Below are 11,300 nucleotides of genomic sequence, written 5' to 3' on the forward strand. Positions count from 1 at the left end.
TGGAATGTCTTTTTACCGCCCGCGCCGGACCCGGGCGCGGTAACCGTCCATCACGTCCTGGCGGATCAGGGACCCGAATCCGGCGCGTTCGAGGCGCAGGCCGAGCTGGGCGGCGTCGGTGCCCAGCTCGGCGGCGGTGTCCTCGACGTGCCAGTCGTTGCGGGCCAGCGCGGCGAGCAGGTGGCCGCGCCGGACCTGCTGCTCCGACAGCCGGTAGGTCTTCAGGTAGGCGGCCCGTCCGGCCCCGTCGGTGACGATCTCGCCAAGGTGGTTCTCGCGGCCGCGGGCGAACGACGGCAGGAACCGGCTCAGCCGGAACTCCCCCACCTCGTGGACGTGCTGGTGGGTGTACTCGCCCGCCAGCAGGCCGCGGGACATCACGCCGTCGTGGAAGTCCGTCCAGGCGGCGGTCTGGGCGGCCGCCCGGGCGCGCAGGTCCGCGAGGGTGCGCACCCCGGCGTCGTCGATCCGCGCGCCGAACGCCGGCACCGGCGCGCTCAGCAGCGCGTAGTGGTAGATCAGCTCGCCGAACAGGTCGAGCAGGAGCGTGTCGTGCAGGACCCGGTAGTCGTCGGGGTGCGGGACGACGAAGGCGGTGGCGAGGGCGTCGGCGGCGTAGACCAGCACCCCGCACTGGCCGGGGTGGATCTCGAAGACCCGTAGCGCCTCGTCCAGCCCCTGGACGGCGGCCCCGGTGTAGCTCTCCTCGCAGCGCGGGGACAGCCCGTTGCGGATCGCCCGGTCGGACCACTCCTGCCAGCGCGTCGCGGGACCGCCGAAGTGCAGTGCCAGGTAGCCCTCCAGCGCCAGGTGCAGCGGCAGGAAGCGCAGCCGGTCCTTGTCGACGCGGCGGGCCATCCGGCGGTGGAACCTGAGCCGGGCGCGGCCGGGCGGGCGGGACTCGCCGGGCTGGTCGAGATGGGTGCCGTACACGGCCTCGGGCCCGGCGCCGAAGTTCAGCACGAAGGCGTGCGGGATGTAGGAGACGTAGGCGGCGCGCGGCCCGACCTGGACCACGCCCAGACCCTCGTCGTAGGTCTCCGGGGCCAGCCGCAGCCCGGGAACCGGCTCATCGCGCACCAGCGGCACCAGCCGCACCCCGCCCCAGACCTGGGACGGCCGGGCCGTGAGGCCGGTCAGGTCGATGCTCACGCAGCCTCCCCCAGGAAACGGTCGATCCGCCGAGACAGGTGGGCGCGCAGTTCGGCCAGGCCGGTGCGGCCCTCGGCGAACTGGGCGAGTTCGACCAGCGCGGGCAGGTCCTCGGCGTCGCGGATGCCGGCGGTCGGCACGGTCGGCGCCAGCCGCCGGACGTCGAAGCCGGCGGCGTCGTACACCGGGTTGAGGTGGACGACGCTGACCCGCCGGTCCGGGTCGAGCCGGGTGCGCCAGATGCGCAGCACCTCCGCGGCCAGGCCGGGCGGGGCGTTGTCCCGGCCGTCGGAGACGATGACGAGACGGTCGGGGGCACGCTCCAGACCGGCCAGGATCCGGTCGCCCAGCGGGGTGGGGCCGTGGGGGTGGAGCAGCAGCGCGTCCGACCGGCCCGACAGCCACAGCGGCGCGTAGTCGGCGGCCAGCACCTCCAGCAGGTGGTGCGCGGCCAGCGCGACCGCGAGCGGGCGGCGGCGCTTGTGCCCGGAGCCGTAGGCGGAGAAGCTGTCGTCGAGTACGGCGACGACCCTCCCCCAGCGGCCGGCCTGGTCGCCGGCGGCGCGGCGGGCGGCGGCGCGCAGCGCGCCGGTCAGCTCGGCCCGGCGGGCGGCGCGGTCGTCGAGTGACAGGCCCAGCGTGTAGGAGGCCAGCCGGGTCAGCGGCATCCGGGTCAGGTCGGCCGCGACGGCGCCCGCCTTCAGCCGGGCCGCGGACTCCTGCAGGCGGAGCCGTTCCAGCCGGGTCAGCCGGGGCTCGATCCGCTCCAGGAAGGCGGCGCGGTCGATGCGGTGCGCGGCGGCGAAGCCCTCCGCGACGGTGTAGGGAAGGTCGTAGATCGCGGTCGTGTCGTAGTGCGCCCGGCGCCAGCTGTCCAGCAGCGGGGTGTCGAACCGGACGGCCTTGCGGTGGGAGCGGAAGAGGAACGCGCCCAGTTCCCCGTCCAGGGGGAGGTGGGCGTGCCGGGCCGCGCGCTTGAGGGCACCCCGGTACTTGACCGCGTCCAGGGCCGGGTCGGGGCGGGCGGCCAGCCAGTCGCGCATGATCGCGCGGGTGCGCCGGTTGTTGGTCCGGGCCCGGCGCAGTTCGCCGAACAGCCGGTAGACGCGCTGCGGCGGCAGCAGGTCCAGCCGGCGGGCGATCAGCCGGCCTTCGGTCCGGCGCTGCGCCGCGGTGGCCTCGGCCGCGGTGGCCAGGAGGTTGCGGACCATCAGGGCCGCGTTGTGGTCGTTGATGTCGAGGGCCAGCGTCGCCGCGTACAGGTCCCGGTAGTTGCCCAGCAGGTAGGCGTGCAGGAAGTCCAGGGAGAGGCGCTGCTCGCGGGCGGTGGAGTGGAACTCGCGCTGGCCGGTGGCGGTGATCGCGGCGTTGACGAACAGCAGCACGTCCTCGGCGGCGACGAGGTCGGCGTGGGTCTCGATCGGGCCCTCCCTGCGAGGTGGTGGGGCCGGCCGGGGAATGGGGGCGCGAGCTGCGAATCATCGCTGTAAAGGCGGGTTCCGGAAGTCGCACCGAAGTCCCGCGGCCGGCCCCGGCACGGTAACACCGGGCCCGCACCCCGGTCCCCCGGTTTTTCGGCGGGTCGGACATGTACGGATCTCCACCGGGTGGTACATCCGGCGCGAGCCCGCACCCGTGCCGGCGTCCCGGACGGAACCGGCCGCCCGGGCACGGGGGCGGGCCCGGTGCGGGTCAGGGGCGGTAGGTGCCGAAGTACCAGGTGTTGCCCTCCAGGTCGCGGCAGGCGTAGTCGCGCGAGCCGTACGGCTGGTCGGTCAGTTCCCGGATGATCTCGGCGCCGGCGGCTTTGGCCCGGTCGTGGTGGGCGTCGGGATCGTCCACCGCGATGTAGATGCTTCCCACCTCCATGTCGGCGCCGCCGAGCATCAGGATGCCGGTGTCGTAGATCATCTCGGCATGGGCGATCGTCCCGTCGTCGTCGCGGTGGACGCTGTGCGGGGTGAGGCCGAAGGCCTTCTCCAGCCAGCCGATCGCCTTCTCCGGGTCCTCGTACCGCAGCAGGGGGTACATCGTGCGCCTGGTCTGTTCGCTCATGCGGCGAGCATGCCGCGGCGGGCCGGGCGCGGTCTTGGACGTTTGCGACCGTCAGCGGGACCGGGCCGCGTCGCGTTCGGCGGCCAGGCGGCGGGTCTCCGCCGAGACGGGGGCGGCCAGGATCGCGGTGACCATGTCGATCAGATGGCTGGTGAACAGGCGGTCGTCGGCGCGCGGGCCGGAGCGGGCACGGCGGGCCAGCTCGATCGCGGCGTACAGGATGGCGGCGAACCGCCGGTGCAGCCGGGCGGCGTCGGCCTCCAGCAGCGGTTCGACCAGGGCGCGCCAGCGGTGGATGCTGTCGACCGGGTCCTCGGGTGGGACCACGGGGGCGGGGCGGTTGAGCAGCCCCGCCCAGATCTGCAGGAACTCCGGCCCGCCGGACGGGTCGGCGAGCTTGGCCGCCGCCGGGCGCACCAGGGCGGCGGCGAGCTGCCGGATGTCCGGCTCGCCCGCCGCCTCGTAGGCGTCCAGCAGCGCGTGCCGCCGGGCGTCCACGTCCGGCAGGTGCTTGGCCAGGATCGCGCGGATCACCCCGGCCCGGTCCTTGAAGTGGTACTGGACGGCGATGGCGTTGCGCGCCCCCGCGGCCTGGTTGATCTCGCGCAGGCTGACGGCGTCGAGGCCGCGTTCGGCGAACAGCCGCTCCGCGGCCTCCAGCAGCCGGACCCTGGTGTCACTCACGGGGGTCGCTCACCTGTCCTTCCGCCCGGGTCAGGTGTTGCCGACCTCGAGCTCCAGCAGCTCGGCGTAGCGCTCGCGGGCGGCGGCACGGCGGGTGGGCAGGTGGCCGGACGGCCACATCCCCTCGACCGGCTCGTAGTCCTTGAGCAGCTGCCGGGCCAGCGTGATCTTGTGGACCTCGGTGGGCCCGTCGGCGATGCCCAGCGCCTGGGCGCCCAGCAGCATGCCGGTGAAGGGCATCTCGCCGGAGACGCCGAGCGCGCCATGCAGGTGCATCGCCCGCTGGACGACGTCGTGGAACACCTTGGGCAGGGCGGCCTTGACCGCGGCGATGTCCTTGCGGACCTTCTTGTAGTCCTGGTGCTTGTCGATCAGCCAGGCGGTGCGCAGCACCAGCAGCCGGAACTGCTCCATCTCGATCCAGCTGTCGGCGATCTTCTCCTGGGTCATCTGGAGGCGCGCCAGCGGGCCGGACCGGGTCTGCCGGGACACCGCCCGCTCGCACATCATGTCGAACGCCTTGCGCACCTGGGCGATCGTACGCATCGCGTGGTGGATGCGGCCACCGCCGAGCCGGGTCTGCGCGATGGCGAACGCGCCGCCCTCCTCGCCGAGCAGGCTCTCGGCCGGTACCCGGACGTCCTCGTAGCGCAGGTAGCCGTGCGAGCCCTCGCGCTCGCCGCCGACGCCCACATTGCGGACGATGGTCACCCCGGGGGTGTCGGCGGGCACGAGGAACATCGACATGCCCTGGTAGGCGCTGACGTCGGGGTTGGTCACCACCATCACGATGAGGAACTCGGCGTGCTTGGCGTTGGAGGAGAACCACTTCTCACCGTTGATCACCCAGCCGTCGCCGTCGCGCACCGCCCGGGTGGTGAACAGGGTGGGGTCGGAGCCGCCGTGCGGCTCGGTCATCGAGTAGCTGGAGGAGATCTCGCCGTCGAGCAGCGGGCGCAGGTACTTCTTCTTCTGCTCCTCGGTGCCGAAGTGGGCGATGATCTCGGCGTTCCCGGAGTCGGGGGCCTGGCAGCCGAAGACCGACGGCGCCCACCGGGAACGGCCGAGGATCTCGTTCAGCAGCGCCAGTTTGACCTGGCCGTAGCCGGCGCCGCCGAGTTCGGGACCCAGGTGGCAGGCCCACAGCCCGCGCTCCCGCACCTGCTGCTGCAACGGCCGGACGATCTTGATGTAGCGGGGGTCGGCCTTGTCGTAGGGGTCACCGAGCACCAGGTCCAGCGGCTCGACCTCGGTACGGACGAACTCGTCGGCCCAGTCGAGCCGTTCCTGGTACTCGGGGTCGGTCTCGAAATCCCATGCCATGGGGGCTCCTCTCACCTCGCCCTGATAATCGCCTCTCCTCAGGAAGTAATGCAAGTGCATCAATGTTACCCTCCGATCCCCGTAGGCGACCTTGGAACCGGAGTGAGCCGTGGCCGACATCGACCCCGCCCTCGTGGACTTCGCCGTGCTCGCGGACTGGATGGACGCCCAGGGGCTGCCCGGCGGGCCCATCGAGGAGGCGGTGCAACTCGGCGGCGGAACGCAGAACATCCTGCTCCGTTTCACCCGGGGCGGCCGGGCGTACGTGCTGCGCCGCGGCCCCCGGCACCTGCGGTCCAGGACGAACGAGGTGCTGCGCCGGGAGGCCCGGGTGCTCGCCGCGCTGGACGGCGGCGACGTTCCCGCGCCCCGGCTGATCGCGGCCTGCCCGGACGAGAACGTCATGAACGGCGCGGTCTTCTACCTGATGACGCCGGTCGACGGCTTCAACGCCACCGTCGCGCTGCCCGAGCCGTTCGCGAGTGACGCGGCGCTACGGCACCGGATGGGGCTCGACGCGGCGGCGGCGCTGTCGGCCCTCGCCGCGGTCGACCACGAGGCGGTGGGACTGGCGGACTTCGGCCGCCCGGCGGGCTTCCTGGAGCGGCAGGTCGGCCGGTGGACGGCCGAACTGGAGTCCTACGGCGCACTGGAGGGCTACCCCGGCCCGGAGATCCCCGGGCTGGCGGAGGTGGCCGGCTGGCTGGAGGCCAACCGGCCCACCACCTGGCGACCGGGCATCATGCACGGCGACTACCACCTGGCCAACCTGATGTTCGCCCACGACGCCCCCCGGGTGGCCGCGATCGTGGACTGGGAGATGTGCACGATCGGCGACCCGCTGCTGGACCTGGGCTGGCTGCTGGCCACCTGGCCGGGCGACGACGACAGCGCCGCCATCGCCGGGCCGCTGGGGCTGGCGGGCGGCCTGCCGACCACCGACGAACTGATCGCCCGCTACGCCGAACGCCCCGCGGCGACCGCGGGGCGGGACCTGGCGTCGATCACCTGGTACACGGTCATGGCCTGCTTCAAGCTCGGCATCGTGCTGGAAGGCACGCACGCCCGGGCCTGCGCGGGCAAGGCGCCCAAGGAGACCGGCGACCTGCTGCACTCCGTCACGCTCGGACTGTTCGGGCGGGCCCGCACCCTCATCAAAGCTTAGGTTAGCCTTAGCTAAATTATTTACCGGGTTTTCGGTTAGGCTTCCGGCGCGACGGAGCGCCCGCCCCCGGGCCCCGTACGGCGACGGAGGTGCGGGTGGGCGCTGCAAGAGCGCCGGGACGACGGGTCCTGGTAGGAGCGATCAGGAGCCGGGGCCGAGACGTGACCCTGAGCACGCTGCTGGCCACCGGCCACCAGGCCGGCGAGGCCCTGGTCCCCGTGGTGATCGGCGTGGTGATCGACCAGGCGGTGACCGGAGGCGACACCGGCGCGCTGGTGCGCTGGCTGGTGGTCCTCGGGCTGGTCTTCGCCGGGCTGTCCTACAGCTTCCGGTTCGGCGCCCGGTTCCAGGAGAGGGGCGCCGAACGCGCCGAGCACGCCCTCCGGCTACAGATCACCGAGCGGGTGCTGGACGCCCGCGGCGGGGCCGAGCAGGGCCGGCTGCCAGGCGCCCTGGCCAACATCGCCACCGGCGACGCCCGCCGGGTCGGCGCGGTGAACCTGGTGCTGCCCGCCGGGTTCTCCGCGATCGCCGGCCTGCTGGTCGGCGCCACCATGCTGCTGCGGGTCTCGGTGCCGCTCGGGCTGCTGGTCTTCCTCGGCCTGCCGCCGGTGCTCTGGCTGGCCCACCGGCTGGGCCGGCCGCTCGAACGGCGCAGCGAGGACGAGCAGGAGCGCGCGGCGCACGCCTCCGGGGTGGCGGCCGACCTGGTCACCGGGCTGCGGGTGCTCAAGGGAATCGGCGCGGAACGCGCGGCGGTCGACCGCTACCGGCGGACCAGCCAGGACTCGCTGGCGGCCACCCGGCGAGCCGCCGGCGCCCAGGCCTGGCTCGGCGGCGCCATGGTCACCCTGACCGGCGTGTTCATCGCGGCGGTCGCGCTGGTCGGCGGGCGGCTGGCCGCCGCCGACGAGATCAGCGTCGGGGAGCTCGTGGCGGCCGTCGGGCTGGCGCAGTTCCTGCTCACCCCGCTGTCGATCCTGTCGTGGGTGAACGGCGAGCTGGCCCAGGCGCGCGCGTCCGCCGGCCGGATCGCCGAGTTGCTGGCCGCCCCGCCGGCCGTGCCCTCCGGCACCGCCGCACCGCCGGAGCCCGTCCGCGGCCGGATCCGGCTCGCCGGCGTCTCGCACGCCGCGCTGCGCAACCTGGACCTGGAGACCGCCCCGGGCGAGATGCTGGGCGTGGTGGCCCGCGACCCCGCCGCCGCCACCGCCCTGCTCGCCTGCCTGGGCCGCGACCTGGACCCCGCCGCGGGCGAAGTGGAGCTGGACGGGGTATCGCTGCGCGACCTGGATCCGGCCGACGTGCGCGCCGCCGTCCTGGTGGCCGGGCACGACGCCGAACTGTTCGAGGGCACCCTGCTCGACAACGTCACCGCCTGCCGTCCCGAACCGGCGGCCGAGACCGTACCGGAGGCCGTGACGGCGGCGATGCGGGCGGCGGCCGCCGACGAGGTGGCGCGGGCGCTGCCCGAGGGGACGGCGACCCCGGTCGCCGAGCGGGGGCGGTCGCTGTCCGGCGGGCAGCGGCAGCGGGTGGCGCTGGCCCGGGCGCTGGCCGCCGACCCCCCCGTCCTGGTCGTCCACGACCCGACCACCGCGGTCGACGCGGTGACCGAGGCCCGGATCGCGGCCGGGCTGCGCGAGGCCCGGCGGGGCCGCACGACCATCGTGGTGGCCACCAGCCCGGCCCTGCTGGCCGTCGCCGACCGGGTGGTGGTCGTCGAGGACGGCGCGGCGGTCGCCGAGGGCTCCCATTTCGACCTGGTCCGCGACCACGCGGGTTACCGATCGGCGGTGTTGTCGTGACGGCTGTCGCGCAGGAGGAACGCGAGCTGCTGCCCCGGGCGAGCGGGGCACGGGTCCGCGCCACGGTGGGCGAGCTGCTGCGCCCGCACCGGGGGCTGCTGGTGGCCGGCTTCGGGATCCTGGTGGCGTCCACCGCGATCGGCCTGCTCATCGCGCCCCTGCTCGGGTACGTCGTCGACCTGGTGGTCGACGGGCGGCCGCCCGACGCGATCACCACGCCGGTGGTGCTGCTGGTCGCGGTCGCCGTCGCGCAGGGGATGACGGGCGCGGCCGGCGTGTCCCTGATCGCCCGGCTCGGCGAGGGGGTGCTGGCGACGCTGCGCGAGCGTTTCGTGGAACGTGCCGTGCACCTGCCGCTGGAACGGGTGGAGGCCGCCGGATCCGGCGACCTGTCCTCCCGGGTCACCAACGACGTGTCGGTGATCGCCGAGGCGGTGCGCCGGGCACTGCCCGAACTGGCCCGGTCCGCGCTCACCATCGTGCTGACCCTGGTGGGGCTGGCCGTGCTGGACTGGCGGTTCATGCTCGCCGCGCTGCTGGCCGCCCCGATCCAGATCAACACCGTGCGCTGGTACCTGCGGAACGCACCGCAGGTGTACACCGCGCACCGGGTCGCGGTCGGCGCCCAGCAGCAGCAGTTGCTCGACACGGTGGGCGGGGCGGGCACGGTCCGCGCGCTGGGCCTGGCCGACGAGCACGTGGCGCGGGTGACCCGGCGCTCGCTGTCGGCGGTGGACCTGGCGCTGCGCGGCATCCGGCTGCTGACCCGCTTCTACGCCCGGCTCAACCTCGCCGAGTACATCGGGCTCACCGCCGTGCTGGTGACCGGTTTCCTGCTGGTCCGCGGCGGCCACGCCAGCATCGGCACCGCCACCGCCGCCGCGCTGTACTTCCACAGCCTCTTCACCCCGCTCAACCTCGCCCTCGGCCTGGTGGACGACGCCCAGTCCGCCCTGGTCAGCCTGGCCCGCCTGGTCGGCGTCACCGACCTCGCGCACGAGGCGCCCGCGGCGGCGCCGGCGCGGCCGGAGTCCGCGGGGGTGCCGGTGAAGCTGGCCGGGGTGGGGCACGCCTACCGGCCGGGGCACCCGGTGCTGCACGGCGTCGACCTGGAGATCGCCGCGGGCGAGCGGGTCGCGCTGGTCGGCGCCAGCGGGGCCGGGAAGACCACGCTGGCCAAGCTGATCGCGGGCGTCCACCGGCCGACCGCCGGCTCGATCTCCCTGGGCGGCGTCGAGCCCGGGGACGGGCGGACGGCCGCGCTGATCACCCAGGAGGTGCACGTCTTCGCCGGGACGCTCGCCGACGACCTGCGGCTGGCCCGCCCGGACGCCACCGACGAGGAGCTGTCGGCCGCGCTCGACCGGGTCGGCGCGCTGGACTGGGTGCGGGCCCTGCCCGAGGGGCCGCGGACCGTGGTCGGCGAGGGCGGCCACCGCCTCACCGTGGCCCAGGCCCAGCAGCTCGCCCTGGCCCGGCTGGTGCTCGCCGATCCCCCGGTCGCCGTGCTCGACGAGGCCACCGCGGAGGCCGGTAGCGCCGGCGCCCGCGAACTGGAGCTCGCCGCCGACCGGGCGCTGGCCGGCCGGACCGCACTGATCGTGGCGCACCGCCTCACCCAGGCCGCCGCCGCCGACCGCGTGGTGGTGCTGGACGCCGGCCGGGTCGTCGAGAGCGGCGCCCACGACGAGCTGGCCGCCCGCCCCGACGGGCGGTACGCCGCCCTCTGGCGGGCCTGGTCCGACACCCGCCGGGACGAGGGGTAGCCCGCATCCCGGGCGGTCGGCGGGGTGCGTCCCGGGAGGAGGGGTAGCCCGCGCCCCAGGCGGTGGGCAAGGTGCGCCCCGGGGCGAGGGGTGGCCCGCGCGGTGGGCGGGGGTGCGTCCCCGCCGGCCCCGGGCCGGCCGCCCGGACGAGCGGCCGGCCCGGGGCCGGTGCCGGCGGGCTCACCGAACCGGACGTACGATCGACGGCTGGGCCGCCGGACTCCCCGGGCGGCCACGCAGTCAGCCCCAGGAGACCGTGATGGACCCCGCGCACGCCGCCCTGCTCGCCGGAGCGGGCTTCCTGGCCGGTGTCTGCAACGCCGTCGCCGGCGGCGGCACCCTGCTGACCTTCCCCGCGCTGCTGGCGACCGGGTTGCCGCCGGTGGCGGCCAACGTCACCAACACGGTGGCCGTCTGGCCGGGGTACCTGGGCGGGACGGCGGCCTTCCGGGAACGGCTGCGCGAACGGCGGCCGCTGATCGCCCGGCTGCTGGTCACGGCCCTGCTCGGCGGGGTGGTCGGCACCGTGCTGCTGCTGGCCGCACCGGCCGAGGTGTTCGACGCCGTGGTGCCCTACCTGGTGCTCGGGGCCACCGCGATCTTCGGTCTCCAGCCGATGCTGACGCGCCGGCTGAACCGGCGGCGGTCCGCGGACACCGCTGACGGTACCGGCTCCGAGGACCGGACGGTCGGTGCGCCGCTCACCGCGGCGATGTTCCTGGGCGGGGCCTACGGCGCCTACTTCGGTGGCGGGCTGGGCTTCATCCTGCTCGCCGTGCTCATGCTCGGCGTGAGCGCCGAGCTCAGGTTCCTCAACGGCGTGAAGGCGCTGCTGTCCCTGGGGGTCAACACGGTCGCCCTGCTGGTGTTCGTCGTCTTCGGGGACGTCCACTGGCTCTCGGTCGCGATCATCGGCCCGCTCTGCCTGCTCGGCGGCGTGGTCGGCGGGCGGCTGGCCCAGCGGCTCTCCGCGACCGCGCTCCGCACGGTGGTCGTGGTGTTCGGGCTCGCCGTCGGCGTCGCCATGCTCCGCTGAGCGTGCGGCCGGGGCCCGGCTGCCCGCGTGCCGGGAACGGGGCCGTCCGCACGCGGACCGGGCCACCGGCAGGTGGCCCGGATCAGCCGGTGGAGCGGGTCTCCATGCTCTCGACCAGGCTCCTGGGGCGCAGGTCGGTCCAGTTGGCCTCGACGTAGGCCAGGCAGGCGTCCCGGGTGTCCTCGCCGAAGGCCGTGGTCCAGCCGGCGGGGATCTCGGCGAAGGACGGCCACAGCGAGTGCTGGCCCTCGTCGTTGACGAGCACCAGGTAGCGGCCGTCGGCGTCCTCGAACGGGTTGGTCACGTGCGTC

10 protein-coding genes are annotated in these 11,300 nt (G+C 74.7%); 4 read left to right on the top strand and 6 right to left on the bottom strand.

The window, feature by feature from the left end; genetic code table 11:
• Nucleotides 1-12 precede the first annotated feature (12 nt).
• The 5 genes from DPM19_RS03745 to DPM19_RS03765 all read right to left on the bottom strand — a co-directional run bounded on the left by DPM19_RS03745 (nt 13) and on the right by DPM19_RS03765 (nt 5,214).
• Nucleotides 13-1,152 carry an ARPP-2 domain-containing protein gene (locus DPM19_RS03745; RefSeq protein WP_111863400.1) on the bottom strand — a complete coding sequence of 380 codons (1,140 nt, stop codon included), beginning with the start codon at nt 1,150-1,152 and terminating at the stop codon, nt 13-15.
• A complete protein-coding gene (locus DPM19_RS03750) occupies nt 1,149-2,537 on the bottom strand; it encodes a hypothetical protein (RefSeq protein WP_233509839.1) in 1,389 nt (462 codons plus the stop codon). Before DPM19_RS03750 ends, DPM19_RS03745 begins: the two co-directional genes overlap by 4 nt.
• A 307-nt stretch (nt 2,538-2,844) precedes the next feature.
• Nucleotides 2,845-3,207, bottom strand: coding sequence for a VOC family protein (locus tag DPM19_RS03755; RefSeq protein WP_111863402.1), 363 nt, complete (start codon nt 3,205-3,207; stop codon nt 2,845-2,847).
• 51 nt (nt 3,208-3,258) lie between these two features.
• Entirely contained in the window at nt 3,259-3,891 is a 633-nt protein-coding gene (locus tag DPM19_RS03760) for a helix-turn-helix domain-containing protein (RefSeq protein ID WP_111863403.1), read from the bottom strand.
• Nucleotides 3,892-3,921: 30 nt separating this feature from the next.
• Nucleotides 3,922-5,214, bottom strand: coding sequence for an acyl-CoA dehydrogenase family protein (locus DPM19_RS03765; protein WP_111863404.1), 1,293 nt, complete (start codon nt 5,212-5,214; stop codon nt 3,922-3,924).
• A gap of 109 nt (nt 5,215-5,323) precedes the next feature.
• On the opposite strand from DPM19_RS03765, the gene DPM19_RS03770 reads away from it, so the two are divergent.
• From DPM19_RS03770 to DPM19_RS03785, 4 genes are all read left to right on the top strand, one after another.
• On the top strand, nt 5,324-6,379 hold the full coding sequence (locus tag DPM19_RS03770) for a phosphotransferase family protein (RefSeq protein ID WP_325050192.1): 1,056 nt from the start codon (nt 5,324-5,326) through the stop codon (nt 6,377-6,379).
• A 161-nt stretch (nt 6,380-6,540) separates the two neighbouring features.
• Complete coding sequence (locus DPM19_RS03775; protein ID WP_233509840.1) at nt 6,541-8,187, top strand: ABC transporter ATP-binding protein; 1,647 nt, start codon at nt 6,541-6,543, stop codon at nt 8,185-8,187.
• Nucleotides 8,184-9,953 (top strand): ABC transporter ATP-binding protein, encoded by a 1,770-nt coding sequence (locus DPM19_RS03780; RefSeq protein WP_111863406.1) that lies wholly within the window; start codon nt 8,184-8,186, stop codon nt 9,951-9,953. Before DPM19_RS03775 ends, DPM19_RS03780 begins: the two co-directional genes overlap by 4 nt.
• Nucleotides 9,954-10,212: 259 nt before the next feature.
• The gene (locus DPM19_RS03785; protein WP_111863407.1) at nt 10,213-10,989 is read left to right on the top strand and encodes a sulfite exporter TauE/SafE family protein; all 777 of its coding nucleotides are present in this window, start codon (nt 10,213-10,215) and stop codon (nt 10,987-10,989) included.
• A gap of 82 nt (nt 10,990-11,071) precedes the next feature.
• Here DPM19_RS03785 and DPM19_RS03790 read toward each other — a convergent pair whose 3' ends face one another.
• Nucleotides 11,072-11,293 carry an MbtH family protein gene (locus DPM19_RS03790; RefSeq protein ID WP_111863882.1) on the bottom strand — a complete coding sequence of 74 codons (222 nt, stop codon included), beginning with the start codon at nt 11,291-11,293 and terminating at the stop codon, nt 11,072-11,074.
• Nucleotides 11,294-11,300 lie beyond the last annotated feature (7 nt).

This window comes from Actinomadura craniellae, assembly GCF_003289645.1.
In the GTDB taxonomy this organism is placed as follows: domain Bacteria; phylum Actinomycetota; class Actinomycetes; order Streptosporangiales; family Streptosporangiaceae; genus Actinomadura_D; species Actinomadura_D craniellae.